Source organism: Mesorhizobium sp. L103C119B0, from assembly GCF_000502235.1.
GTDB lineage: Bacteria > Pseudomonadota > Alphaproteobacteria > Rhizobiales > Rhizobiaceae > Mesorhizobium.
The window spans coordinates 99,134-122,108 of record NZ_AYXE01000013.1 but is presented as its reverse complement, the minus strand read 5'-3'; the positions used below and the strand labels follow the sequence as shown (position 1 = coordinate 122,108).

Sequence of the window (22,975 nt, the reverse complement as noted above, 5' to 3'; positions counted from 1 at the left end):
CTTATGCAGCCGACTTGACGCCGAATTCAGCGGCATTGATTTCCGCTACGGACCAGTCGGCCGACGTTGCCGGGTTGACGGCCATCACCGCCTGTCGTGCGTCGTAGGCCCCCGTTGGGGCAGGCATGTTCGCGGTCGGGAAATCCACGCCGGACTGTCTGACGACACCTTTTATGTTCTGCGGCCCCGTCCCGCCGCGCCGTACCCGCGTAGCGATCACGACGGCGCGCGGCGTGTAGGCGGCCAGAGCTGCGTTCACGTCGTCCATGACATACGTCTCGACATCGCTCGCGCTCCCCGATGAGATGAACGTGCTGTCGCTCCTGTCGAGTTTCGTGACATCGGTATAGACGCCCGTCCATGCGGTGTTCGCGCCGTTCGCCGTGGCTTGCCCCTGATGGAACACCATGGCGCGGGTATCCTCATCGGCGAGGATGATGCCCGAGAAGACCGTGTTTTGGGTCGATATCCAGGGCGTCCTGAGTTCGAGCGTGCCAATCGATGTCGCCGCCGTGAAGATAGTGTCTCCGGTGTACGTCCATATCAATGCGTCGTTTATATAGATGTTGAACACACCCACCGTGTTGTCCATCTTGCAGTGAACGTCGATCTTGTAGAGGGTGCTGTCCAGAAATGGAGACGCGATGACGCCGACCTCGACAAAGGCGCTGCCGTTCCAGTACTCAATGGCAACGTCGGAGGCGGCGGTGTCGTAGTCTAGTTGAAACAACACTGTGCCAACTTCGGTGTCTTTCAGCGCAAACAATTGGTTCGTGTCGGAGGCACCTGCTGCGATGCCCAGATGGTCCCCCCATACATGAAACTGGAGCCAGAAATCCGACTGCGCCGCCGCAAAGTTGATGCGTCCGAAAGAGTTGGTGTTGGTGATGTTCACCCCCTCTTTCGCATAGGCGGCAAGGCGGGCCGCCGTGGTCGATGCGGCCATACTGCCCACCGTGTACATATCCGCCATTGAAGTCCAAGCGCCGAGAACAGCCATCTAGATATCTCCTACAAAGGTGCCGGTGAGCCCGGCGAGGGTTTGGTTGGTTGAAGTGGATCCGGTGGGCGGCGTAATGCGGCGTGGACCCGGCGCCGGGAGGCCGATCTCGCGGTAAAGCTCATCCAGGTCAGTGCCGGGGATGCAACGCGGGCGATATTTGTCGAGCAGCCGGTTGACGCCGACACATTCGGCTTCGGTCCGGTAGAGCATCGCTGACCAGGACGGCCGGCCGAATCTGGCCTCCAGTTGGTCGTGCGTGAAAGTCTTGTCGCCCCAATGCATATGCCGGCGCCAGGCGTCGTCAGCGTCATTCGCGCTTGCCGCGGCCGCAACCTCGATTGGGACGACTGCATCGACCTTGGCGGCACCGCGGAAGAGTTCGACTGTGATCCGGCGCAATTCGGTTGTGGCTGTGTTAACGGCCCGAGCCGCAGCCATTCTGGCGCTGTTTTCGGTCTGTTTTTCGGCCTCTCGGAGCCCGTGCAAACGCGCCTCAAGTCGAACTGCTTCGGCCAGCAATGTCGCCCGCGCAATGGGGTCAACCCCGCGATCCACAAGGCGTTGCGCCAAGGTGCGGTAGACTTTGCGCTCGGTCCGGTTGAGGTCAGACGGTGGTGTCGGAAGGGTCATCTAGAATTTTCCCCTGAGAAACCGCGAAATGTGTGCATGACCCCGGAGCGGTGTGGCCCCCGGTCGCTGGGTAGAGATCGACCTACCCCCCCCCTGAGGCTTGCAGATTGGCCATCCGGGAACATCAATCTGCAAACGTGCAGAATTTGGAGCCATGCGGTCCCGGTGGATGACCCGCTGTAGCTCTTTGCCCACCCCCGCCTGCCGGTCGTCATGTGCGCCTCTGGACGCTGTAGGCGTGCCGAGGCTCTTCGCCGGCAAGGCAATCGACCAAGCCCCATGAAATCGCAACGCCGATGGGCAACGGCGACTCGTTTTTGATCTCTCGCTCGAAATGGCCGCGGCTGCCTTCGCCGGCGGCGGCCGTGTAGAAGTCGACCATCTTTTTGTCGAACGCCCGCAAGTGCTCCGCGAGAGATACATGCTCGGCCGCTGTCCAGCGACGCTTCGCATTGGCGGGCGCATCGTTCGAGACCGCGTGCAAAAGCAGCTTGGTGTGCCGGTAACACATCCGCAAATCTCCGGCAGCCAGGATGAGGCTCGCACCCGACGCGCAAGCCTCGCCTGCCGTGACAGTCACATGGGCCGGATGCCTTCGCAGCGCTTGATGGATTCGGACTGCCTGGCCGGCGTGACCGCCGGGGCTGTCGATCTGCACCTGGATGAATTTCACGGTGGCATTTGCTTTCAGTGCGGCCTCAACATCATCAGCAAAGATGCCTTTGCCGGTCCGTCGATCGATCTCACCTATGGGCCCATCGAGATCCATCCAGAGCGTGTCACCACGTTTGACGGCGATGGGCGCACCCGCCTGCATCTTGGCCATCATGCGCTTTGCAGCTGCAATGTTGGGGCGATGGGGCATTAGCTCAGCCCCGCTGAATTTGGGTTGAATGGGGCAGCGGCATCAGCACGAGCCGCCGCCCCAGACGCGCGCGCGAAATGCGCGATCGGTCGTCGGATTGGCGCGCGACCAAGCGAGCCGCCTCTCCGTCGACGATTTGTGTGGCGGTCATCAGAGGTACATCGATCCGTTGTTGCTGATCGTCTGACGCAGATGGCGGATTTGGTTGGCCACCGGCAGTGATGCTCTGACTCCGGAAAGTGGCTCGATACCATTCGCGTTTGAGGTCGCCATCAGTTCGACGGCTGCAGAGTTCAACGCCTCCATCTCATCGATCAGCCGGTTCATCTCCTGGCGATACTGGGCAACGGCCGAACCAAGCTTGGCCATGGCGCTCTTGCTGAACTCCTCACGCCGGCGGGTGCGCTCCTCGAAGGCCTTGCGGCCGGCGCCGAGCTCCAACGCCTCGAGTTCGGCCGTCAGTTTCTGGACCAGGCCCTTATTCTCCGAACCGCCCGAAAGGACAGCGGCATGGATGTCGGCTTTCAGCTCAGCACGCTTTGTGCGGACCTGTTCGACGCCTGACTCGGCTAGCTTCAGAAGGTTGGGTTTCGGAGGCAGCACCAGGCTTTCGCAAAGTCGGTCGACCTTGGCCTCGGGCGTCTCATTTGTCGGAAGAACTCTTGCGAGCATTGGGGTGGCTCTCCTGGTCGGCGGTGATCACCAAGAGAATACAGCGGCCTATGCGCTTCCGGCCGTAACGCGTTACTATTTCTTTGCTGCGACACGCTCGATCACCAAAGTGCGCAAGGCCTCACCGACCAGGACGGCATCACGGCTGCCTACAGCGTCGATGCGGCCTGTCTCAATCAGCCAGGCGACAACGTCGAGGTTTATGGCCACGGGCACCACGATCTCCTTTCGCCGCTGACGCGCTCGCCATGTGGTCTGGCGGGTCGCGCCCGACATCGTCAGTGGGCCAACGATGGCGCCGCGCGCGCGCAACTCCTGCAACAGACGCTCGATTTCAGCCCATTCGCTGTTGTCGGTCGCCCTTTCCGAAACTAATTCTGTCCGAAACCCCGAAGCGGTCCAGGGTCCACGGGCAGTAGCGTTCGACCTCCCCCCGGCCGGCACGTCAGCGGCCGACCTTGCGCGCGGCAAGCAACGGCGTGTTCCACGGACTAGGCTCATTCACCGGCAGATCGGGGAAATCAGCCGGCTGGAGGTCTCTGCCGATACGGGTCTCAAGGCAGGGGATGCAGAGGAAGTTGCCATCGGTCTCGTCATATCCGAGCACCCGATCCTTCGGCATCCCAGCGGCGCGCCACACTGAGCGCGTGACCATGTACCATTGCCACCGACCAGCATGACGGCAGCCGCGGCTGCCGCTGCATGGCGTGGTGTCGGTTCCACAGTCGATGCAGATGGCGGTCATGCAGCGTTCCCGCCTGGCCGGCTGCCACGATAGGTCAAGCGCGTCATCTCGGCGTCGACGGCCGACCAGAAGGCGCCTATCTGCTCATCCTGCTTCTCTTCGGAAATGCCGACACGCGCAAAAGACCGCAGCAGATGATCAGTCACCTGGTCTCTGTAAAACGTGGCCGCCCGGTCGGTCGGCTTGTCCAGCATCTTGGCCGCAACATCACGGATGCGACCCACCCGCTTGACCATTGGGAAGACGATCACCGTCACGACAGGTTGCTGCCAGTCGAACAAGGGCAGGCCGTCGCCATCACGCTTCATTGCGGACTCCCGAGATATAGACAGTAGTGACGTTTCCGCTACCAGCACAGTAGTAGCGTTTTCCGCACTGGCTTTTGGCTCGATTGGTAGCGTTTTCCGCACTGGCTTTGGTTGCGAAAACCGCACTGGCAAAAAATCCGGTCATGCCGCTTTTCTCCCCTGCAAGGCCCGCTGTTCTGCCCGCTGTTCCGCGCTCTTTTTCAGCTTTGTGCTAAGTGCCGACGACCGGGCTTCAAGGTCAGCAATCGCCACATCAATGCGCCTCTGTGCGTCTTCCTCGTCAGCTATCTTTGCCCACTCGTCGGTAACTCTCACCTTTGGACCGTGGGCATAGGTCAGGCGATATTTAGTCGGGAAGCGATGCTCGGCTCTGGAGGCGCGGCCGCGCTCGATGCACTGGACAAAGCCGAGGGCTTCAACACGGGCGATGCATTCGGCGACTGCGGCGCGTCGAACACCCCAATCTTCAAAATCGGAAAAGGTGACCGGAAGAGTGTCGGTCGTGCCAGCGTGGGCCATGAACTCTTCCTCGATCCGTTCGAGGACAAGCTTGTCGTTGCCGCGTAGCGCCTTCCAGGCTGGCGAGAGACGCATCTCCCGCTTGTGAGCCATGAACTGCGCGGCGATCTTGCCGGGCTTGGGAGGGCTCATGCTGCAGCGTCCTTGATGGCCACGAGAGCGTTCTCTATGTCGTCGAAGGGTCGGCCCGTGTGCTCGTCCTGGAAGGCAGCCCATGTCGAAAGGTAGCTTGCCGATGGCTCACGCATGCCCTGCTGCTGGCGCCACATAGCGCCCACGCTGCCAAGCCATTCTTCCGGATCCTTGAACTGGCGTTGAAGCAACCATTCGACATGGCTGCTCGCGGCATCCAGTTTCCAGCGCCAGACGTGTACGAGAAACAGGATAAATAGCGCCCAGTCGCGCTTGCCGGCCTCGTCACAATGGGCATAGGGATTATAGTCGGGATCGTAGATCGACCAGCTGACCTTCGCCGCGGCCTGCAATCCCAAATCCGCAACGGTTGCGGGTTTCAGGCCGGACTTTGCGATCGCCATATAAAGCTGCGCAGTGCGTTCCGGAAGGCCGCAATAGTCTTTCAGCCACGGCAACCACTCGCCATGCTTGACGAGTTCTTTTGCCTCGATCAGCGCTTGGCCGGCCTCGATGGCACGGTCGGCCGCCGTCTTCGCGGCCTCGAGCAATCCAGAATGCGCGCGCTTGATATTCTCTGCCAGGACAGGGAGACGGTTGCTCATGCGGCCCGTGCTCTGCGCAAGGTCACCTCACGAATGCAGACGACTGCTTGGTGGCTCGTTAAGCCGAAGCGCTGCCGAAGCGCCGGCACGATCGGCCGCTCGATGGTCTGATAGTTCGCCGCATACCATTCGATGGCATGGTCGACGATCGCGCTGTGTTCGTGCTCGGGCGGGCTGAGGTCGACATTCATGCTCTGCGACCTCCACTCTTGAAGGGGCGCTTCATCCGCTCCGCCGTTTCTACGGCATCAGCATTGGCGGCCGCCGGATCACCATATGACCGGAGCTTAGTGCGCAGCGGGCGACCATGCGCCGGCGTGACGAGTTCCACGGCCCAATACCGCCCGGACTTGCGCACGGTGTAATAACTCGTTGCCGCCGACGGCAGGTGGGTGACGGTGGCGTTCATGCGGCCATCCCGTCGCGCGCGGCGATCTTACTGGTGAGGAACGCCTCGACGTCTGCCTCAGGCCAACCGACGCGCCGCGCGGTCAACTGGACGGGTCTGGGAAAGCGTCCTTCTGAAATCTCTGAATAGAGTGTCCGACGCGAAAGCCCGGTGCGGTCAAGCACCTGCTCAATCGGAAGGATACGGATCGACATGCTGCTTCGCCTCCTATGCGATGGTGCGCATTAGAGGGCGGAGGCGTCACGGATAATAGGAATTTGTTCTGCGCGAAATCGGATAAAAAGTTTATCCTAGCTCCGCCCAGCTTGATAGGACGCCCGCCTGCTCGGGCCGTCTGCCCTCGGCCCAGAGTCTTTTTACGGTGGCGATTTCAATTCTCGCGGTCTGCGGGTTGATTTGAGTTTTGACAACCCTTGCCGCTTTAAGAACTGGCGGGCCAAGCACCGTCACCAGCTTCACGGCTGGGTGCAAGTGCCCATCGTCAGACGCCGTCGCCATCGGTTCTTGCCCGGTGACGCGTTGATAGGTGGCTATAATATCGGCAATCAGCACCAGCCGTGGAAACTCCTTTCGGCGTCTGATCGCCTCCGGCTGTTCCTTGGGCTCGTTTCCAAGAGAATGTAGGTGGACCTTCGCAAATGCTCGAAGCTCCATCAGCGGTGCGGCTAGGTCGGACAATATCTGATCGCGGCGCCTAGCCGGCTTGCCTTGGCGTCGCGCCAGTTCTTCGAGGAACTTGAGTGGGTCAGCGGCCGTGTGATTGAACTGCGGATAAGCAACCAGCAGATGCATCAGTGTAGTCAAATTAGCATCGAGAGCCCGTAGGTAATCGCTCTGCTCGGCTCGGCTGATGCGCTCAACCTTGCGTCTAAGAAAACGACGAGCGACCATGGTGAAAGCCTGCTCGGGGCCGTAGTTTTCGTCAAAAGTGCAGTCGCGTTGGAGCGCCAGCCACTCTTGAGTAGGCGGTGCTAGCTCATTAATCTGTGCCAGGGCATCGGCATCAAACGTGAACTGGACGGCCAAATCCGCGGCGAGCGCCCCGCTTGGATAAAGTGCCCCCAGTGTGCCCCCGAGGTTTAGGCTGCGCTTGGCCACTCGCCTCAACCCCTTGGAAACAATGGCGCGCCCGAAGAGATTCGAACTCCTGACCCCCAGATTCGTAGTCTGGTGCTCTATCCAGCTGAGCTACGGGCGCGCAATAGGCCATGCTTTACATAGCCCCGCTAACCGATCCTGACGACCGGCCGCGACAAGACGTGTTCCCTAGCGACTGAATTTCCGAAAAGCAAGCCAATCCGGCAAAAGTTTTCTCGCAGCTGCTTTCGACGGTGCCGATCAAGGTGTGCTGAGATTCAGCTAAGTCCGACTTCGGCTGAATATCAAATACAGCTCAGGCCGGGCGGCGCAGGCCGCTGCGGGCCTGGTCGAGGCGGACCGGCTGGTCGGGGATGGTGACGGCGAAGGTGGTGCGTCCGCCGATCGATTCGACCAGCTCCACCGTGCCGCCATGGGCGCGGATCAGTTCGTGCGCGATGGCCAGGCCAAGGCCGGTGCCGCCGCTGCGGGCCGAGCCGCGAAACGCCGCGAACAGGTTTTCTCGAGCCTTCGCCGGCAGGCCGGGACCGGTGTCGGTGACAATGATGCGGCTTACGCTGCCTATGCGCTCGGCCGATACGGCGAGCCGGCGCACCAGCGCGCTCTCGGCGTCGGCCGCCATCGCCTGGACCGCGTTGCGACAGAGATTGGTGAGCACGCGAAACAGCTGGTCGGAATCGGCATCGACCTCGAAGGCGAGCTCGACGGCATTGACGAATTCGATGCCGTCCTCGATGTCGAGCAGGCCGTGGACGTCGTCGACCAGCTGGCGCAGCCGCAAGCGGCGGCGTGAGGGCGCCGGCTCCTGCGTGCGGCCATAGTGGAGCACGCCTTCGGAATAGGAGACGGCGCGGTCGAGCGCGCGCAACAGCTTTGGCGCGAAGGCCTGCACCGTCGGGTCCTTGACCAGGCGCAGGCGGTCCGACATCAGTTGCGCCGAGGCCAGGATGTTGCGCATATCATGGTTGATCTTGGAGACGGCGAGGCCAAGATCGGCAAGATGCTTCTGCTCCGACAGCATCTTTTGCAGCCGTTCCTGCATCTGCGACAGTTCGCGCTCGGCAACGCCGATCTCGTCGGCACGGGCGGCCGGGTGGATGATGCGCCCTGGATCGTCGGGCGCCTCGGAAAAGGACAGCATCGAGCGCGTCATGGTGCGGATCGGGCCGATCATGATCAGGTCGATCGCGGCATAGACCAGCATTGCGGTGAACAGCGAGATCAGCAGCGAGACGAAGGCGACGTTGCGCGAATAGCGCAGCATGGCGTTGCGCAGGCAATAGTCGGGCATGATCAGCTCGAATTCCTTGTCGCTGTCGCCGACCGGGCCGAACACCCGCAGCATGCGCTTGCCGCCGAAGAACAGCGTATCCAGCGCCCCGGTCATGCCCTTGATCATGCCGACATTGGCGATGTCGATATGCTCGTCGACCTGCGGCGGCATCTCGGCCACCACCAGCAGGCGCGATACGCCGCCGTCGCGCACCGCGATCGCCTTGGCGCCGATTGCCATCAGCACGTCGTTCTGGGCGGCGCGGGAGAGCGAATTGGGCTCGCCCTGCACCAGCACGATCGACACCGCGGCAGCGGTGCTTAGCCGCTCCTTCAGCCAGGCCAGGCGGTAGCTGGCGATCCAGGGCAGGAAAATGAGGACTTCGGCCAGGAGCACGAAGACAATGGTGAGCAAGAGCAGCTTGGTCGACAGGCCGCGCGCCAAGGGCACTGAACGATTGGGCACCGAACGGCTCGCAACCGGGCGAACGGTCGCCGGGCTGGCATCGGCTGTCGCCGGGCCGCTCCCTTCATCCGCTGATGCAACTTCGCTCATTAAGGCCTGTCTTCACAAACGCTTGATCGGTTGAGATTAGGCGATTGCGGCTTTTTTGCCAATTTCATCCTTCGTTGGACGATGGTACCAGCAATAAAGATCGCCTCGAACTGGGTTTTCGCGCTGCGACGAACGGGGTGTCGCGCCATGACGAACTGGCAGTTCGCGCTGCGACGAACTGGCGTTCGCGCTGGATTGACTCCCAAAACCCTTCTTTCTATAAGCCGCTCACGCTCGGGCCATTCGTCCCGGCGCGGTTTCGATCGCGCCAATGCCGGCCCGGCAAAGCTCCTGTTACACAGTGACAGAATCAAGAAGGGCCGCACCCCGCGGTATTAAAACAAATGAAGCGTACCTACCAACCGTCCAAACTCGTCCGCAAACGCCGGCACGGTTTCCGTGCTCGCATGGCCACCAAGGGTGGTCGCGGCGTCGTCGCAGCTCGCCGCAACCGCGGCCGCAAGCGGCTCAGCGCCTGAACGGAAGACGAGATCGTTGCCCGCAACCGGCAAGCCAGTGGGACCAAACCCCAAGCGGCTTCTGAAACGTGCGGAATTCCTGGCCGTCCGCCGCGGTGAAAAGCGGCGCGGGCGGCTTTTTCTCGTTGAAGTTCTCGACCGCAAAGACGGCCTGCCGCCGCGCGTCGGCTTCACCGTCACCAAGAAGGTCGGCAATGCGGTTGTGCGCAACCGCGTCAGGCGGCGGCTGAAAGAAGCCGTGCGCACCCATGCCGCAAGTGACATGGCGCCCGGCAATGACTATGTCATCGTCGGGCGTGAAGACGTGCTTACCATTCCGTTCGGCCAGTTGAAGGCCGAACTCTCCCGCCGTCTCAGCGGAACACGATAGGCCAAGGGCTTTCGATGGAAAACAACCGGAACTTCTACATCACCATCGTCTTGTCGGTGCTGATCCTCGGGCTGTGGCAATATTTCTATGTGCTGCCGCGCAGCGAACAGCAGCGCGAGGCGGCCCGCATCGAAGAGCAGCGGGCGGCGGAGCAGAAGAAGGCGGCCGAGGCCGCCAACCCCGGCGGCACGCCGGCGCCCGCAGCGCCCGGCGCCATTCCAAACGCGCCCGGCACCTATGTCACGACGCCGGAAGGCCGCGCGCAGGAAGTGGCCAAGACGGCCCGCGTCAACATCGACACGCCGAGCCTGTCGGGCTCGATCAACCTCACCGGCGCCCGCCTCGACGACCTAAAGCTCAAGCACTACACCGAGACGGTCGACAAGACATCGCCGCAGATCCAGCTGCTCAATCCGCAGGCGCTGCCCACCGGCTATTATGCCGAGATCGGCTTTGTCGGCAGCGACACGACCGGCACGGTGCCGGGCCCGGAAACGGTCTGGAGCGTCGACGGCACTGCGACGCTGACGCCGGCGACGCCGGTGACGCTGACCTTCACCAACGACAAGGGCCTGACCTTCAAGCGCACGATCTCCGTCGACGGCGACTACATGTTCACCGTTTCCGATGCGGTGCAGAATTCAGGCTCGGCCCCCGTCACGCTGTCCAATTACGGCCGCGTCATTCGTTTCGACAAGCCAGCCATTGCCAGTTCCTATGTGCTGCATGAAGGCCTGATCGGCGTCACCGGCACGGAAGGCCTGCAGGAGCACAAATACGCCGACATCGAGAAGAACAAGCTCTATACGCCGAGCAAATCGACCGATGGCTGGCTTGGCATCACCGACAAATATTGGGCGGTTACCCTGGTGCCGACCGAGAAGCAGCCGTTCCAGCCGCACTATGCCTATTACGACAATGGCCGCCCGCGCTACCAGTCGGACTTCCTCACCGACCCGATCACCATTGCCGCCGGGCAGTCGGCGACGGTCGAGACCGAGATCTTCGCCGGCGCCAAGGAAGTCAACAAGATCAACGCCTACGCCCAGGACCGCCAGATCAGGCTGTTCGACCGGCTGATCGATTGGGGATGGTTCATCTGGATCACCAAGCCGATGTTCTACCTGATCGACACGCTGTACAAATTCTTCGGCAATTTCGGTCTGGCCATCCTTGCCACCACCGTCGTCGTCAAAACCCTCTTCTTCCCGCTCGCCAACAAATCCTATGCGTCGATGGCGAACATGAAGAAGGTGCAGCCCAAGATGCTCGAGATCCGCGAGAAATACGCGGACGACAAGATGAAGCAGCAACAGGCGATGATGGAGCTGTACAAGACCGAGAAGATCAATCCGCTCGCCGGCTGCTGGCCGGTGGCGCTGCAGATCCCGGTGTTCTTCTCGCTCTACAAGGTGCTCTACATCACCATCGAGATGCGGCACGCGCCGTTCTTCGGCTGGGTCCAGGATCTGGCCGCGCCCGATCCGACCTCGGTCTTCAACCTGTTCGGCCTGCTGCCCTTCGCGCCGCCGGCATTCCTGCCGCATATGGGCGCCTGGGCGGTGGTCATGGGCATCACCATGTTCCTGCAGATGCGCATGAACCCGACGCCGCCGGATCCGACGCAGGCGCAGATCTTCACCTGGATGCCGGTGATCTTCACCTTCATGATGGGCAGCTTCCCGGCCGGTCTCGTCATCTACTGGGCCTGGAACAACACGCTGTCGATCCTGCAGCAGGGCGTGATCATGAAGCGCCAGGGCGCCAAGATCGAATTGTGGGACAATCTGACGGCATTGTTCCGAAAGAAACCCTCGCCGGCTGAATAAACGGCGTGGCAATCAAAGCCCCGGCTCGTCCGGTGTTTTTTGTGGACGAGGCGCTCATCACGTTCCCGTGAGGCGCGAAACTTGCGGCGTGCAACCGGCGTGGCTGCTGCTTGTACCGCCAAGGCCGATCAACACCGATCAGCCCTAATCCGAAGACCGTTGTTTTTGATCCGTGACCCCGTCATGTCCATCGCGGGGATGCGGCGCGTGGAATGGGCATTCGCCTTTAAGTATTTGTTATCATTATCATTTTTTACGCTGCACCGAAACTTTCCCGCAATCGCCGCGTAACTCTTCCCGACAATCGAATCAACAATTGTCGCACCAGAAGGGTTCTCCAATGGCAAAGTCCATCCTCAAGGCATTATGCTTTTCCGCCGGCCTGGCTCTATCGGGCCTCGCAGCGACGACGGCCTATACGCTCGCCAATCCCGCCGTTGGCGGCGCTGCGATGCTGACCTCCAAGAACATCGTCGAGAACGCCCTCAACTCGCCGATCCACAAGACGCTGGTTGCCGCCGTCAAGGCCGCCGGCCTGGTCGACACGCTGGAAAGCGCGGGACCCTTCACGGTGTTTGCGCCGACCGATTCCGCCTTCAAGAAACTTCCGGCCGGCACCGTCGCCACGCTGGTGAAGCCCGAAAACAAGGACAAGCTGACCAAGATCCTGACCGCCCATGTCGTGGCCGGAAAGATCTCGGCCAAGGAGATGATGACCAAGGCCAAGGCGATGGGCGGCAAGTATGAGATGAAGACCGTTAGCGGCGACACGCTGATCGCCGAGGTCAAGGGCGGCTCGCTCTACATCGTCGACGAGTCCGGCGGCGCCGCCAAGGTGACGGTCGCCGACGTCAACCAGTCGAACGGCGTCATCCACGTCGTCAACAAGGTGCTGTTGCCGAAGTAACGGCTTTACGCAACGGGGAATGACGGCGGGCTGCGACGGGCTTTCTCGGTCTGCCTTCCCCACCTCACGAGGAGGTGCCATTCTTTTGAAGCCGTCTTCGACACCACCGGGGTCCTGCTTGTCCTTCGCAGGGCCCCGTTTTTTTGGGTTTCAGGGCGCCTTAGCGACGGCGGCGGTCGACCTGATCGTGATCTGCCGCGGCACGAACTGAATATCGAAGCCCAGCAGGGCTCGCTCATCGGGCGATTGGTGCTATAGGGCGGATCACGCCATCTAGAATGGCGGCTTTAATTTGCGCCACTCTCGACGGATCTCGCCATGGACGGACCCAACCCAGACATCAAGCACCCGATCCCGATGCACACCCGCGTCGGCTTCCTCAAGCCCCTGGTCACCGCGCCGAATATCGAGATCGGCGACTTCACCTATTATGACGATCCGGACGGACCGGACAAATTCGCCGAGCGATGCGTGCTGCATCATTATCCCTTCATCGGCGACAAGCTGATCATCGGCAAGTTCTGCGCCATCGCGGAGGGCGCGCGCTTCATCATGAACGGCGCCAACCATGCCATGTCCGGCTTTTCCACCTATCCGTTCAACATTTTCGGCCATGGCTGGGAGCAAGGCTTCGACCCGAAGACGTGGTCACAGGAAGTGCGCGGCGACACGGTGGTCGGCAATGATGTATGGATCGGCATGGATGCGGTGATCATGCCCGGCGTGTCGGTCGGCAATGGCGCCATCATGGCGGCGAAATCGGTGGTGACGCATGACGTGCCGGCCTATGCGATCGTCGCCGGCAATGCGGCAAAGGTGGTGAAGATGCGTTTCGACGACAGGACGGTGCGGCGGTTGCTGGCTGTGGCGTGGTGGAATTGGCCGGTGGACAAGATCGGCCGCAACCTCAACGCCATCCGAGGCGCCGATATTTCCAGGCTGGAGGCAGCGATTTGAACGCGCTGGGCAACACCGTCATCGGCACCGACCTGTTCACCAAGGGGTGGATCTTCATCCGCGGCGTGCCGGCGATGAAGTTCCTGCCGCCGGAGGGGCCGCCGGAGATCGCCTTTGCCGGCCGCTCCAATGTCGGCAAGTCGTCGCTGATCAATGCGCTCGTCGGCCATAACGGGCTGGCGCGCACCTCCAACACGCCGGGGCGCACGCAGGAGCTCAACTATTTCGTGCCGGGCGGGTTTTCCGGCGAAGGCACCGACTTGCCGCCAATGGCGCTGGTCGACATGCCGGGCTACGGCTATGCCAGCGCGCCGAAGGAAAAGGTCGACGACTGGACCAAGCTGGTCTTCGATTATCTCAAGGGCCGCGTGACGCTGAAGCGGGTCTATGTGCTGATCGATTCCCGCCATGGCATCAAAGCCAAGGACGACGAAGTGCTGTCGCTGCTCGACAAGGCGGCGGTGTCCTACCAGATCGTGCTGACCAAGACCGACAAGATCAAGGCCGCCGGCGTGCCGCGCCTGATCGAAGAGACATTACTGAAGATCAAGAAGCGGCCGGCGGCGTTTCCGTTCGTGCTCGCCACGTCGTCGGAAAAGGGCGAGGGTCTGGACGAACTGCGCGCGGCGATCGTGCTGGCGGCCAATGGTTAAAAGCAACTCCAGGAAGTGTGAAGCGGTTTTCCGTCCGGAGTTGCGAAAAAAGACCTTGGCTAACTAGGCCTTTGCCTTGGACTTCGCCTCGAGCGCGATCATCTGGTGGCTTTCTTCCTCGGCAAGCTTTTCGGTGCCGTAGGACTTCAGGAACAGGCTGACCCCCGACCGCACGATGTGGTCGATTTCATCCTGGCTCGGCGCCTTGGTGCGGTAGGCGAAGATGCACTGGCGAAACAGGCCGGCGAGGCACAGTTCGGTGAATTGATAGGCGGCAAGATCGACATCATCGATCTTGAGCAGGCCGCGTTCTATGGCTGCATTGAGGAACTTGACCACCTTGTCGTGGCCGCGTTTGGGGCCGCGTTCGTAAAACCGCGCGCCCATGTCGGGTATCCTGTCGGAAGCGCCGATCACGGTGCGTTGCGCCTGGATGACCTTGGCCGAGGTGATCTTCATCGACAGCACCTTGCCGAATTTCACCAGCGTCTGGCGCAGATCGTCGGCGCGGTCGAGCATGTCGTACATGTTCTTGAAGATGGTGCCGCGCTCTTCCTCGATCAGCGCCTCGAACAGCTCTTCCTTGTTGGCGAAGTAGACATAGATCGTGCCCTTGGAGACGCCGGCCTCACGGGTAATGTCGTTCATCGACGCCGCTTCGAAGCCCTTGTCGATGAACACGCGCCGCGCGCCCTCGATGATCTGGCTGCGCTTGACCGGATCCTGGCCCGCCGCCGGGCGGCCGCGACGCGCACTATCCAGCACATCGCACGGATCATTTTCGACGTCGGGTAACGTGTCGGCCATTAAAGTCACACCTCGCGAAATAATTCGAACCGAGCGGTTCGATTGCTCTTGATATGGGCCTGCTTTAGCGCTATGTCAACGTTCGCGTCGAACCGAACGGTTCAGTATAACACATTTTCCTTATGTAGCTACGGTAGCGAGATATCATGTCCTCGAACACGCCAACCACCGCCGAAGTCCGCCCCTTTCCCAACGCCAAGGTCTCGCCGGTTATCGAAGCGCCGGAAGCGCCCATCAAGCCTGCCGCCGAAGTTTTGGCCGAGGTGCCGGCCAAGAAGAAGCGGTCGGCTCGCTCGTTCATGCTGCCGATCATCGGCCTCGCTCTGCTCAGCGCCGGCGCCTGGTATGGCTATGATTACTGGACCGACGGCCGGTTCCTGATCTCGACCGACGATGCCTATGTCCAGGCCGACATGTCGTTCGTCTCGCCGAAGATTTCCGGCTATGTCGATCAAGTCAAGGTCTCGGAGAACCAGCAGGTCAAGGCCGGCGATCCGCTGCTGACGATCGACGACGGCGACTACAGAATAGCCGTTGCCCAGGCGGAGGCGCAGATCGCCACGCTGGCCAAGACGCTCGACCGTATCGACGCGCAGACCAAGGCGGCGCAAGCTTCGCTGCAACAGGCGCAGGCGCACAAGGTCGCCGACCAGGCGGCAGCCGACAACGCCGCTCGCGCCCAGCAGCGCGCCGCGCAACTGGTCAAGACGCATGTCGGCACGCAGGCGCAACTGGACGATGCCCAGACCGCTCTCGACCAGGCCAATGCGGCCCTTGTCGGCGCCGACGCGCAGATTGCAGCCGCACAGGCCAATATCGGCGTGTTCGAAGCGCAGCGCGCCGAATCGGCCAGCACGCTGGCTTCGCTGCGGCTGAACCGCGACAAGGCCGCGCGCGATCTGTCCTTCACCGTGCTCAAGGCGCCTTATGACGGCGTCGTCGGCAACCGCTCGGTCGAGCAGGGCGACCTCGTCAGCCCCGGCCAGAAGCTCGCCGTCGTGGTGCCGCTGGACAAGCTCTACATCGTTGCCAACTTCAAGGAGACGCAGCTGGCCAAGCTGGTGCCCGGCGAGAAGGTTCGGGTCTCGGTCGACGCCACGGACGGCCATGGTTTCGAAGGCACGGTGTCGTCGCTGGCGCCGGCTTCGGGTGCCGTGTTCTCGCTCCTGCCGCCGGAAAATGCCACCGGCAACTTCACCAAGGTGGTGCAGCGCATCCCGGTTCGCATCGACGTCCCGGCCGATGTGCTGAAGGCAGGCAGGCTGCGCGCCGGCCTGAGCGTCGTTGTCGCCGTCGACAGCCGCACGGCTCCGGCCGCGGCGAACTGAGCGAAAGCCGGGAGCAACGCCATGGCAACCGCAACCATAACAGCAGGAGCGGCGCCGGCCATGCCAGCGGTGCCGACGACCATCTCGACGCGCCGCCTCATCGCCTTCCTGGCGATGGTGTTCGGCATGTTCATGGCGATCCTCGACATCCAGATCGTCTCAGCCTCGCTGGCCGAGATCCAGGCCGGCCTCAGCGCCAGTTCCGACGAAATCCCATGGGTGCAGACCGCCTATCTGATCGCCGAAGTGGTGATGATCCCGCTGTCGGGCTTCCTCAGCCGGATGCTGTCGACGCGCGTGCTGTTTGCAGGCGCCGCGGCCGGCTTCACGGCGGCCAGCGCGCTGGCCGCGACCGCCACCAACATCGACCAGATGATCGTCTACCGAGCCATCCAGGGCTTTATCGGCGGCGGCATGATCCCGAGCGTTTTCGCCGCCGCCTTCACCATCTTCCCGCCGTCGCGCCGCGCCATGGTGTCGCCGATGATCGGCCTGGTGGCGACGCTGGCGCCGACCATCGGCCCGACCGTCGGCGGCTATATCAGCCATGCCATGTCGTGGCACTGGCTGTTCCTCATCAATGTCATTCCAGGCATTCTGGTGACGGTCACGACCTGGACCCTGATCGATTTCGACAAGCCCAATCTCGGCCTGTTCAGCAAGTTCGACTGGTGGGGCCTTGCCGGCATGGCGGCGTTTCTCGGCTGCATGGAATATGTGCTCGAGGAAGGTCCGAACCATGACTGGCTGCAGGAACAGGCCGTGTTCATCTGCGCCATCATCATGGTTGTCGGTGCGGCGCTGTTCTTCTGGCGTGCCTTCACCGCCGAGGAGCCGATCGTCGATCTCAGGGCCTTCACCAACGTCAATTTCGCCTTCGGTTCGCTGTTCTCCTTCGTCATCGGCATCGGCCTGTACGGTCTGACCTATCTCTACCCGGTGTTCCTCGGGCGCATCCGCGGCTACGATTCCATGATGATCGGCGAAGCCTTGTTCGTCAGCGGCCTGGCGATGTTCGTCACTGCGCCGATTTCCGGCATCCTGTCGAGCAAGATGGATTTGCGCATCATGATGATGATCGGGCTGTTCGGCTTCGCTGCCGGCACATGGTGGATGACGCATCTGACCGCCGACTGGGATTTCTGGGAATTGCTGATCCCGCAGATCCTGCGCGGCAGCTCGATGATGCTGTGCATGGTGCCGATCAACAACATTGCGCTCGGCACCTTGCCGCCGGACCGGCTGAAGAACGCGTCGGGCCTGTTCAACCTGACCCGCAACCTCGGCGGTGCGGTCGGCCTTGCCGTCATCAACACCGTGCTGATCGATCGCAGCGCCTTCCACTACGCCAGGCTGGCCGAGCATGTGGAATGGGGCAGTGCGGCGGCGCAGACCAAGCTGCAGAACATGACGCTCGACTTCCAGCAGACTCCCGGCCTCGACGCCACCAAGGCGGCGATCTCCAAACTGTCGGGCATGGTCCAGCAGCAGGCGTCGCTGCTGTCGTTCATGGATGTGTTCACCATGCTGACCGTGCTGTTCGCGACCATGGCGGTCTTCACCCTGGTCATCGCCAAGCCGGCGCCGCCCGCGGGCAGCGGCGGCGGAGGCCATTGAGCGCGCCGGACCCCCCGCCTGGCGCGCTCATGTGTGACCCCGGAAATCACCCCCGATTTCCGGGGTCACGCTTAAGCATCGATCGTTGTCAAGCTCCTTGGTCGAACACCCGGCGCGCTATGCTGCGGCAGGCGGCCCAAACCATTTGGTCAGCGAGTCGGTTAGCCCGGCTGCTTCAGGGCCGCCGACCCAGGCCACATAACCGTCAGGCCGGACCAGCACTGCGCGTGGGGCTTCGACTGCCCCCAGCACCGGAAGCTCCCATGCGCCATCGTAGCTGGCGTCGACCAGCTGAATCCGCTCCACCCACTGGCCGATACCAAAAGCGCCGGGCTCACCAAGATTAAGCAGCAGCGGCCGAGCGTCATGCAGCAGGGCGAAAACCGGCAGCGGACCGGCAGCGGTGACGAGGTCGAGATCCGGCATGCGACGCCCCAGCAGCGGATGCCCCTCGCCAAGATCGTAGTGGATGTCCAGGCCGGACAACATGCCGGCAAAACGCTTGCGCGGCTCTTCCATGCCGAGAAGTTCCGACACTGTATCGCGCAGCGCCTTGGTGCGCTCGTCTTCGCGACGGAGCACGACCGACGCCATGGTGTTTTTCATCACACGCGCGGCAATCGGGTGGCGCTCTGCCTGGTAGCTGTCGAGCAGGCTTTCGGGCGCAGTTTTCCTGACCACCTGGGCGAGCTTCCAGCCCAGATTGACCGCGTCCTGCACGCCGGTCTGCAGCCCCTGTCCACCGTCCGGTGGATGCACGTGCGCGGCGTCGCCTGCCAGCAGCACCCGCCCCTTGCGGTATGAGGCTGCCTGCCGGGTCATGTCGGTGAAGCGGGCCAGCGATGTTGGATTGTGGACGCCGTAATCGGTGCCGTAGACGGCAATGAGCGCCTCGCTGAGCTCATGCAATGTGGGCACGCCGCCGGCCCCGACCTCGCGTTCGGTCACCAGCACCCGCACCGTACCGTCTTCCAGTCTGCTGAGGCCGTGAATTCCGATGGCATCGCGGTGGATACCCCATTGCGGCTCTTCTGTTACCTCGATCTCGGCGATCAAATTGCTGGTTGTCGGCTCGGAACCGGGGAACTCTATGCCCGCCGCCTTGCGCACGAGGCTTCTGCCGCCGTCGCAGCCGACAAGATAATCGGCACGAAGCGACCCGCCATCTGTCAGCGCGACATCGACGCCGCCTGCATCCTGCACGAAGCCTGTCACCTCGCGGCCACGGTAGACCGTGACGCCAAGTTCATCGACCCAGCAGGCAAGGATGCGCTCGATGTGCTTTTGCCACAGCGCCAGCCCGTAATTGTGGCGGGTGGGGAAGTCGCTGATATCAAGCGAAACGCCGGCGAAACCCGCGACCTGGGCGGTCTGGCCTTGCGACAGGAACCGATCGGCAATGCCGCGCTGGTCGAAGATCTCGATGGTGCGCGAATGCAGGCCGCCGGAGCGCACGCCCGCGAGATCCTGGTTCTCGCGCCGCTCGACGATGGCGACATCGATGCCGGCCAGGGACAGTTCGCCGGCCAGCATCAACCCGGTCGGGCCGCCGCCGGCGATCACCACTTGATGGGAGATACGCGGCCGGTCCGCATCAACACCGCCGGTCGATTTGGCGGTCGATCTGCGCTCGCTAGCGCGAGCCCGTGCTTTGGTTCGTTGCATAGGTTCTGGCCCTCTCGTTAGGGCTGCGGAATCTACGCATAAAAAGCCGTCTGCCAATTCTTGAAGTTGACTGTTTTCGCTCCATTTCAAGAGATAGGAGGCGGTCGTCACGCCGGCGCCAAATCCCCACCCCGCTAAAGACGCCGAACGGTCAGGCAGTGGCCGGCTTGAAGCTGAGCGCAACGCCGTTGATGCAGTGGCGCAGGCCGGTGGGTGCGGGACCGTCATCGAAGACATGGCCGAGATGACCGCCGCAGCGGCGGCAATGAACCTCGGTGCGGGTCATGCCCAGAGAACGATCCGTGGTCTTGCCGACGCTGTTGGCGATCTCCTGCCAGAAGCTCGGCCATCCGGTACCGGAATCGAACTTGGTCTCCCAGGAATAGACCGGCAGGTCGCAGCCGGCGCAGGCGAAAATGCCTTTGCGGTGCTCGTTGAGCAGCGGGCTGGTGCCGGGATATTCGGTGCCTTCCTTGCGCAGCACATTGAAGGCTTCATCCGACAGGATGGCGTGCCACTCGGCGTCGGTCTTGGTGACCTCGAAGGTTTCGGCAGCTCTGGCGGACTGGGTTCCGCCCAAGCGTAGCGTTGCCAAGGCGCCGGCGACGGCCGCAAAGGCGACGCCACTCAAAAGCAAGTCGCGACGGTTCATGACGGAAATCCTCCTGCGGATCATTTTGCCAGATTTGGCCGCCACTGGAAAATCAAAAGCCGGTGACGGTTGCCCTGCAAACCGAACGCTCCAAGCCGGCTCCGCGTTTTGTGGCGGACGGCGTGGAGCGCTCGGAAGATTGCGCGGCCCGCGAAGGGGGAGCCGCGCAATCAGAGAGCTTACCGCCTGTTCGTCGGCGGCAGGGGCTTTGTTACATCTTCGGCAGCAGGACCTTGTCGATGACGTGGATGACGCCGTTCGACTGCTCGACATCGGCGATCGTGACATTGGCGACATTGCCGTTCTCGTCGGCTACGGTGACCTTGCCGCCATCGGCCTTGAGCGACAGCTCGCAGCCGCCGACCGTCTTGACCTTGTGGGTGCCGCCATCGGCCTTGGCCATCGAGGCGACATCGGCGCCCATCGCCTTGGCGCCGATGACATGGCAGGTCAGGATCTTGGTGAGCTTGTCCTTGTTCTCGGGCTTGAGCAGCGACTCGACCGTGCCAGCCGGAAGCGCGGCGAAGGCCTCATTGGTCGGCGCGAAGACGGTGAACGGGCCGGCGCCCTGCAGTGTCTCGACCAGGCCGGCAGCCTTGACGGCGGCGACCAGTGTCGTGTGATCCTTCGAATTGACGGCGTTCTCGACGATGTTCTTGTTGGCGTACATGGCGGCGCCGCCAACCATCGGATTCTCGGCATAGGCGATTGTGGCGAGGGCGGAGACGGCAATGGTACCGGCGAGCAAAAGGGTGGCGATTCTACGCATAGTGTTCGAACTCCTCGGGGTTATTGTTTCCTCTTTCGGAACAGAGGAGATACGAAATAGACCTGCCTGAGTTTCCGCGCGCCGGGAAAAATTTCCTTTATTTTGTCGGCGAATTAATCTCCCAGATCGAACCTCTAATCTCCAGCAGCGTATCCAAAACGAAAACAGCGGAAGATGTACTTCCGCTGTCTTCATTGTCACGTCATGGTTTTACGATCTATCAGATGCCCTTCAGGTCGCCCGCGGCAACGACCGGTCCGGTCGGCTGTCCCGTCGTCGAACCGCCCGTCGGCTCGACGCTGACAGCAAGCACGGCGCCTTGCGCCAGCTTCTGCTGCACGGCCGGGGTAACCGGGATATGGGCGACCTGGCCGGCGGGGATGACGCCCATCGAGACCGGAGCATTCTTGCCTTCGATCATCCACAGTTCGAAGTCCTTGCCGGCGGCGCGTTCGCCCGAAACCAGCGACAGGCCGACATCGCGGCGGGAAGCGTCGTAGACGACAAGGTATTTGACATCGCTGCCTTCGGCAGCCAGCGAGGCGACGAGGCGCTCCTGCGGCACGACGACCGGCGACCTGACGTAAGGCACGGCGACATAGAGCACCAGGGCCGCGAGAGCCGCTGCGGTGAGGCCGCGCCAGAAGCTAAGGCTGGACCACAGGCTGCCGCTCGGGGCCGTCGTCGACGCCGCGGTGGAGGAGAACAGCCGGCGATCGATAGCCGGCTTGATGGTGGCCGGCGGCTCTACCTCAGCATAAGCGGCAGCCATCGGCGAGAGGTTTACTTCCCAGGAATCGACGAGACGGGCAAAGCCGGTCTCCGCGTCGATGCGTCCGGAGGCTATCTGGCGCTCATCCGCCGGCAGCACGCCGAGAACGTATTCGGCTGCGAGCAGGTCGTCGCCTCCACGTTCCGGTCCATTTTCTTCTGCCAGGGTCATCTTTCCAGACATTCTCTAAGTTTCAACAGGCTGCGGCGCAGCCATGTCCGCATCGTGTTGAGCGGAACCTTGTGACGTTCCGCGAGCTCGGCGTAACTTTCGCCGTTCAAATAAGCACCCCGAACGGCTTGCGCCCGGTCTTGTTCCAACTCTTCAAGGCACTGATAGATGCGCTCGGATTCACCGCCCGCAACAACCATAGCCTCTGGCCCCGGACCGGGGTCAGCCACGTCGAGCGCGGCATCGATATCGGCAGCGGGCTTGCGTCGCGACCGGATGCGATCAATCGCATGATTGCGTGCTATGGCCACCAGCCAGGAGATTGGGCTTAGATCGGAAACAGCGAAACGGTCCGCCTTCGTCCACACTTTGACGAAGACCTCTTGCAGCGCTTCTTCCGCATCTCCGCGATCCTTCAATACACGAAGGCACACGCCGAAAAGTTTCGCACTGGTTTGCCGGTAAAGCAGATCGAACGCAGTCCGATCCTTCATCGAGGTCCGGACAATCAGGGTGGAGATATCCTGCGGCGTCATACGGACAAGCTAAGCGATCACAATTTATTTGCAAAGGCAGAAATCTTGTTGTCCACGCAAACGATGTCCGCGCCCGATCGCCAGTAATCGCCGGTCGGTGCCAAGGAAATCGGCTGTCGTTAGCCTCCCGCAGAAAGGGGAACAGCAATGTCGGCCGAACAGATGCTGTGGGAGAACGATGCAACCGACTTGGCAGGCTGTGCACAGAGGCGAGATCTCGCCGCCAGACCTTGTCGATGCTGCGATCGCGCGCGCCGAGGCAACCCGATCATTGCGCATCCGCCGCTTGCCTGAGGCGCCATGGACCCGAAGGGGGCCGACGAGCTCATCGAAAACCTGCTCGACAAATTGCATTTGACCCGTCTCTTGGAGATCAGATCCTTGTTTGGGCAATTGATGGACAAGAGCCTGTGGTTCACCACTGGCCGGCGATCCAGAATGTCAGCGGCCAGCCGTCGATCGCGCTGCCGGTCCATGTCACCGATGCCGGCCTGCCGCTCGGCATCCAGGCCGTCGGCCGCCCCGGCGACGAGCAGGACGCTTTTGTCGCTTGCTGCGCAGATGGAGAAGGTTTCCGGGTGGCTGACGCGGCGGGCGCCGCTCAAGGTGCCGGCCTGATCCGGCAGATTTCATCATCGTGATAGCAAAG

30 protein-coding genes and 1 tRNA gene are annotated in these 22,975 nt (G+C 62.1%); 9 read left to right on the top strand and 22 right to left on the bottom strand.

What is annotated here, in order from left to right; genetic code table 11:
- Position 1 precedes the first annotated feature (1 nt).
- The 16 genes from X728_RS145605 to X728_RS145665 form a co-directional block, all read right to left on the bottom strand.
- Positions 2 to 1,000: a hypothetical protein gene (locus tag X728_RS145605; protein ID WP_023832268.1), complete on the bottom strand. Its 999-nt coding sequence runs from the start codon at positions 998 to 1,000 to the stop codon at positions 2 to 4.
- Positions 1,001 to 1,633 (bottom strand): hypothetical protein, encoded by a 633-nt coding sequence (locus X728_RS145610; RefSeq protein WP_023832267.1) that lies wholly within the window; start codon positions 1,631 to 1,633, stop codon positions 1,001 to 1,003.
- Positions 1,634 to 1,844: 211 nt separating this feature from the next.
- Complete coding sequence (locus tag X728_RS145615) at positions 1,845 to 2,462, bottom strand: ATP-dependent Clp protease proteolytic subunit (RefSeq protein WP_023832266.1); 618 nt, start codon at positions 2,460 to 2,462, stop codon at positions 1,845 to 1,847.
- Between the two features lie 186 nt (positions 2,463 to 2,648).
- Positions 2,649 to 3,170, bottom strand: coding sequence for a hypothetical protein (locus X728_RS145620; protein WP_023832265.1), 522 nt, complete (start codon positions 3,168 to 3,170; stop codon positions 2,649 to 2,651).
- A 75-nt stretch (positions 3,171 to 3,245) separates the two neighbouring features.
- Positions 3,246 to 3,491, bottom strand: coding sequence for a hypothetical protein (locus X728_RS145625; protein WP_031195702.1), 246 nt, complete (start codon positions 3,489 to 3,491; stop codon positions 3,246 to 3,248).
- A gap of 124 nt (positions 3,492 to 3,615) precedes the next feature.
- The gene (locus X728_RS0135595) at positions 3,616 to 3,915 is read right to left on the bottom strand and encodes a hypothetical protein (protein ID WP_023832263.1); all 300 of its coding nucleotides are present in this window, start codon (positions 3,913 to 3,915) and stop codon (positions 3,616 to 3,618) included.
- Positions 3,912 to 4,223: a DUF6074 family protein gene (locus X728_RS145630; RefSeq protein ID WP_023832262.1), complete on the bottom strand. Its 312-nt coding sequence runs from the start codon at positions 4,221 to 4,223 to the stop codon at positions 3,912 to 3,914. Before X728_RS145630 ends, X728_RS0135595 begins: the two co-directional genes overlap by 4 nt.
- Positions 4,213 to 4,368 carry a hypothetical protein gene (locus X728_RS1000000170435; RefSeq protein WP_155924003.1) on the bottom strand — a complete coding sequence of 52 codons (156 nt, stop codon included), beginning with the start codon at positions 4,366 to 4,368 and terminating at the stop codon, positions 4,213 to 4,215. Before X728_RS1000000170435 ends, X728_RS145630 begins: the two co-directional genes overlap by 11 nt.
- Positions 4,365 to 4,874 carry a hypothetical protein gene (locus tag X728_RS145635; protein ID WP_023832261.1) on the bottom strand — a complete coding sequence of 170 codons (510 nt, stop codon included), beginning with the start codon at positions 4,872 to 4,874 and terminating at the stop codon, positions 4,365 to 4,367. The genes X728_RS1000000170435 and X728_RS145635 overlap by 4 nt, the downstream gene beginning before the upstream one ends.
- Positions 4,871 to 5,479, bottom strand: coding sequence for a DUF3102 domain-containing protein (locus X728_RS145640; RefSeq protein WP_023832260.1), 609 nt, complete (start codon positions 5,477 to 5,479; stop codon positions 4,871 to 4,873). The genes X728_RS145635 and X728_RS145640 overlap by 4 nt, the downstream gene beginning before the upstream one ends.
- Positions 5,476 to 5,670 (bottom strand): hypothetical protein, encoded by a 195-nt coding sequence (locus X728_RS145645; RefSeq protein WP_023832259.1) that lies wholly within the window; start codon positions 5,668 to 5,670, stop codon positions 5,476 to 5,478. Before X728_RS145645 ends, X728_RS145640 begins: the two co-directional genes overlap by 4 nt.
- On the bottom strand, positions 5,667 to 5,888 hold the full coding sequence (locus X728_RS1000000170430; RefSeq protein WP_155924002.1) for a hypothetical protein: 222 nt from the start codon (positions 5,886 to 5,888) through the stop codon (positions 5,667 to 5,669). The genes X728_RS145645 and X728_RS1000000170430 overlap by 4 nt, the downstream gene beginning before the upstream one ends.
- Positions 5,885 to 6,082: an AlpA family phage regulatory protein gene (locus X728_RS145650; RefSeq protein ID WP_031195700.1), complete on the bottom strand. Its 198-nt coding sequence runs from the start codon at positions 6,080 to 6,082 to the stop codon at positions 5,885 to 5,887. Before X728_RS145650 ends, X728_RS1000000170430 begins: the two co-directional genes overlap by 4 nt.
- Positions 6,083 to 6,173: 91 nt before the next feature.
- Positions 6,174 to 6,986, bottom strand: a complete 813-nt coding sequence (locus X728_RS145655; RefSeq protein WP_023832257.1) for a hypothetical protein — start codon at positions 6,984 to 6,986, stop codon at positions 6,174 to 6,176.
- A 23-nt stretch (positions 6,987 to 7,009) separates the two neighbouring features.
- Positions 7,010 to 7,086 (bottom strand) — tRNA-Arg (locus tag X728_RS145660).
- A 195-nt stretch (positions 7,087 to 7,281) separates the two neighbouring features.
- Positions 7,282 to 8,814 carry a HAMP domain-containing sensor histidine kinase gene (locus X728_RS145665; protein WP_023832256.1) on the bottom strand — a complete coding sequence of 511 codons (1,533 nt, stop codon included), beginning with the start codon at positions 8,812 to 8,814 and terminating at the stop codon, positions 7,282 to 7,284.
- Between the two features lie 344 nt (positions 8,815 to 9,158).
- On the opposite strand from X728_RS145665, the gene rpmH reads away from it, so the two are divergent.
- From rpmH to yihA, 6 genes are all read left to right on the top strand, one after another.
- Complete coding sequence (gene rpmH / locus X728_RS0135590) at positions 9,159 to 9,293, top strand: 50S ribosomal protein L34 (RefSeq protein ID WP_008833937.1); 135 nt, start codon at positions 9,159 to 9,161, stop codon at positions 9,291 to 9,293.
- A 16-nt stretch (positions 9,294 to 9,309) separates the two neighbouring features.
- Positions 9,310 to 9,663, top strand: a complete 354-nt coding sequence (rnpA, locus tag X728_RS145670; protein ID WP_023736958.1) for a ribonuclease P protein component — start codon at positions 9,310 to 9,312, stop codon at positions 9,661 to 9,663.
- A 14-nt stretch (positions 9,664 to 9,677) separates the two neighbouring features.
- Complete coding sequence (yidC, locus tag X728_RS145675; protein WP_023736959.1) at positions 9,678 to 11,492, top strand: membrane protein insertase YidC; 1,815 nt, start codon at positions 9,678 to 9,680, stop codon at positions 11,490 to 11,492.
- Positions 11,493 to 11,832: 340 nt separating this feature from the next.
- Complete coding sequence (locus X728_RS145680) at positions 11,833 to 12,399, top strand: fasciclin domain-containing protein (protein ID WP_023696020.1); 567 nt, start codon at positions 11,833 to 11,835, stop codon at positions 12,397 to 12,399.
- A 318-nt stretch (positions 12,400 to 12,717) separates the two neighbouring features.
- The gene (locus X728_RS145685) at positions 12,718 to 13,356 is read left to right on the top strand and encodes a CatB-related O-acetyltransferase (protein WP_023832255.1); all 639 of its coding nucleotides are present in this window, start codon (positions 12,718 to 12,720) and stop codon (positions 13,354 to 13,356) included.
- Entirely contained in the window at positions 13,353 to 14,009 is a 657-nt protein-coding gene (gene yihA, locus X728_RS145690) for a ribosome biogenesis GTP-binding protein YihA/YsxC (RefSeq protein WP_023832254.1), read from the top strand. Before X728_RS145685 ends, yihA begins: the two co-directional genes overlap by 4 nt.
- 63 nt (positions 14,010 to 14,072) lie before the next feature.
- On the opposite strand, the gene X728_RS145695 is transcribed toward yihA, so the two are convergent.
- Positions 14,073 to 14,816 (bottom strand): TetR/AcrR family transcriptional regulator, encoded by a 744-nt coding sequence (locus X728_RS145695; RefSeq protein WP_023681357.1) that lies wholly within the window; start codon positions 14,814 to 14,816, stop codon positions 14,073 to 14,075.
- A gap of 146 nt (positions 14,817 to 14,962) precedes the next feature.
- On the opposite strand from X728_RS145695, the gene X728_RS145700 reads away from it, so the two are divergent.
- Together X728_RS145700 and X728_RS145705 are read left to right on the top strand one after the other, a co-directional pair.
- Positions 14,963 to 16,144: an HlyD family secretion protein gene (locus tag X728_RS145700; protein WP_023832253.1), complete on the top strand. Its 1,182-nt coding sequence runs from the start codon at positions 14,963 to 14,965 to the stop codon at positions 16,142 to 16,144.
- A 21-nt stretch (positions 16,145 to 16,165) separates the two neighbouring features.
- The gene (locus X728_RS145705; RefSeq protein ID WP_023744900.1) at positions 16,166 to 17,761 is read left to right on the top strand and encodes a DHA2 family efflux MFS transporter permease subunit; all 1,596 of its coding nucleotides are present in this window, start codon (positions 16,166 to 16,168) and stop codon (positions 17,759 to 17,761) included.
- Positions 17,762 to 17,878: 117 nt separating this feature from the next.
- On the opposite strand, the gene X728_RS145710 is transcribed toward X728_RS145705, so the two are convergent.
- The 5 genes from X728_RS145710 to X728_RS145730 all read right to left on the bottom strand — a co-directional run bounded on the left by X728_RS145710 (position 17,879) and on the right by X728_RS145730 (position 22,326).
- On the bottom strand, positions 17,879 to 19,426 hold the full coding sequence (locus X728_RS145710) for an FAD-dependent monooxygenase (RefSeq protein WP_081732445.1): 1,548 nt from the start codon (positions 19,424 to 19,426) through the stop codon (positions 17,879 to 17,881).
- Positions 19,427 to 19,577: 151 nt separating this feature from the next.
- Entirely contained in the window at positions 19,578 to 20,078 is a 501-nt protein-coding gene (gene msrB, locus X728_RS145715) for a peptide-methionine (R)-S-oxide reductase MsrB (RefSeq protein ID WP_023736961.1), read from the bottom strand.
- 211 nt (positions 20,079 to 20,289) lie between these two features.
- A complete protein-coding gene (locus X728_RS145720) occupies positions 20,290 to 20,847 on the bottom strand; it encodes a fasciclin domain-containing protein (RefSeq protein ID WP_023687459.1) in 558 nt (185 codons plus the stop codon).
- Positions 20,848 to 21,067: 220 nt separating this feature from the next.
- A complete protein-coding gene (locus X728_RS145725) occupies positions 21,068 to 21,790 on the bottom strand; it encodes an anti-sigma factor (protein WP_023736962.1) in 723 nt (240 codons plus the stop codon).
- On the bottom strand, positions 21,787 to 22,326 hold the full coding sequence (locus X728_RS145730) for a sigma-70 family RNA polymerase sigma factor (RefSeq protein ID WP_023673234.1): 540 nt from the start codon (positions 22,324 to 22,326) through the stop codon (positions 21,787 to 21,789). Before X728_RS145730 ends, X728_RS145725 begins: the two co-directional genes overlap by 4 nt.
- A 410-nt stretch (positions 22,327 to 22,736) precedes the next feature.
- On the opposite strand from X728_RS145730, the gene X728_RS1000000171705 reads away from it, so the two are divergent.
- Positions 22,737 to 22,967, top strand: a complete 231-nt coding sequence (locus X728_RS1000000171705) for an amidase family protein (RefSeq protein ID WP_023696030.1) — start codon at positions 22,737 to 22,739, stop codon at positions 22,965 to 22,967.
- Positions 22,968 to 22,975 lie beyond the last annotated feature (8 nt).

Excerpts from the sequence above, each read along its gene's own strand:
- X728_RS145605 (WP_023832268.1), bottom strand. The coding sequence starts at position 1,000 with ATGGCTGTTCTCGGCGCTTGGACTTCAATGGCGGATATGTACACGGTG.
- X728_RS145610 (WP_023832267.1), bottom strand. The coding sequence starts at position 1,633 with ATGACCCTTCCGACACCACCGTCTGACCTCAACCGGACCGAGCGCAAA.
- X728_RS145615 (WP_023832266.1), bottom strand. The coding sequence starts at position 2,462 with ATGATGGCCAAGATGCAGGCGGGTGCGCCCATCGCCGTCAAACGTGGT.
- X728_RS145620 (WP_023832265.1), bottom strand. The coding sequence starts at position 3,170 with ATGCTCGCAAGAGTTCTTCCGACAAATGAGACGCCCGAGGCCAAGGTC.
- X728_RS0135595 (WP_023832263.1), bottom strand. The coding sequence starts at position 3,915 with ATGACCGCCATCTGCATCGACTGTGGAACCGACACCACGCCATGCAGC.
- X728_RS145630 (WP_023832262.1), bottom strand. The coding sequence starts at position 4,223 with ATGAAGCGTGATGGCGACGGCCTGCCCTTGTTCGACTGGCAGCAACCT.
- X728_RS1000000170435 (WP_155924003.1), bottom strand. The coding sequence starts at position 4,368 with ATGACCGGATTTTTTGCCAGTGCGGTTTTCGCAACCAAAGCCAGTGCG.
- X728_RS145635 (WP_023832261.1), bottom strand. The coding sequence starts at position 4,874 with ATGAGCCCTCCCAAGCCCGGCAAGATCGCCGCGCAGTTCATGGCTCAC.
- X728_RS145640 (WP_023832260.1), bottom strand. The coding sequence starts at position 5,479 with ATGAGCAACCGTCTCCCTGTCCTGGCAGAGAATATCAAGCGCGCGCAT.
- X728_RS145645 (WP_023832259.1), bottom strand. The coding sequence starts at position 5,670 with ATGAATGTCGACCTCAGCCCGCCCGAGCACGAACACAGCGCGATCGTC.
- X728_RS1000000170430 (WP_155924002.1), bottom strand. The coding sequence starts at position 5,888 with ATGAACGCCACCGTCACCCACCTGCCGTCGGCGGCAACGAGTTATTAC.
- X728_RS145650 (WP_031195700.1), bottom strand. The coding sequence starts at position 6,082 with ATGTCGATCCGTATCCTTCCGATTGAGCAGGTGCTTGACCGCACCGGG.
- X728_RS145665 (WP_023832256.1), bottom strand. The coding sequence starts at position 8,814 with ATGAGCGAAGTTGCATCAGCGGATGAAGGGAGCGGCCCGGCGACAGCC.
- rpmH (WP_008833937.1), top strand. The coding sequence starts at position 9,159 with ATGAAGCGTACCTACCAACCGTCCAAACTCGTCCGCAAACGCCGGCAC.
- yidC (WP_023736959.1), top strand. The coding sequence starts at position 9,678 with ATGGAAAACAACCGGAACTTCTACATCACCATCGTCTTGTCGGTGCTG.
- X728_RS145680 (WP_023696020.1), top strand. The coding sequence starts at position 11,833 with ATGGCAAAGTCCATCCTCAAGGCATTATGCTTTTCCGCCGGCCTGGCT.
- X728_RS145685 (WP_023832255.1), top strand. The coding sequence starts at position 12,718 with ATGGACGGACCCAACCCAGACATCAAGCACCCGATCCCGATGCACACC.
- X728_RS145695 (WP_023681357.1), bottom strand. The coding sequence starts at position 14,816 with ATGGCCGACACGTTACCCGACGTCGAAAATGATCCGTGCGATGTGCTG.
- X728_RS145700 (WP_023832253.1), top strand. The coding sequence starts at position 14,963 with ATGTCCTCGAACACGCCAACCACCGCCGAAGTCCGCCCCTTTCCCAAC.
- X728_RS145705 (WP_023744900.1), top strand. The coding sequence starts at position 16,166 with ATGGCAACCGCAACCATAACAGCAGGAGCGGCGCCGGCCATGCCAGCG.
- X728_RS145710 (WP_081732445.1), bottom strand. The coding sequence starts at position 19,426 with ATGCAACGAACCAAAGCACGGGCTCGCGCTAGCGAGCGCAGATCGACC.
- msrB (WP_023736961.1), bottom strand. The coding sequence starts at position 20,078 with ATGAACCGTCGCGACTTGCTTTTGAGTGGCGTCGCCTTTGCGGCCGTC.
- X728_RS145720 (WP_023687459.1), bottom strand. The coding sequence starts at position 20,847 with ATGCGTAGAATCGCCACCCTTTTGCTCGCCGGTACCATTGCCGTCTCC.
- X728_RS145725 (WP_023736962.1), bottom strand. The coding sequence starts at position 21,790 with ATGACCCTGGCAGAAGAAAATGGACCGGAACGTGGAGGCGACGACCTG.
- X728_RS145730 (WP_023673234.1), bottom strand. The coding sequence starts at position 22,326 with ATGACGCCGCAGGATATCTCCACCCTGATTGTCCGGACCTCGATGAAG.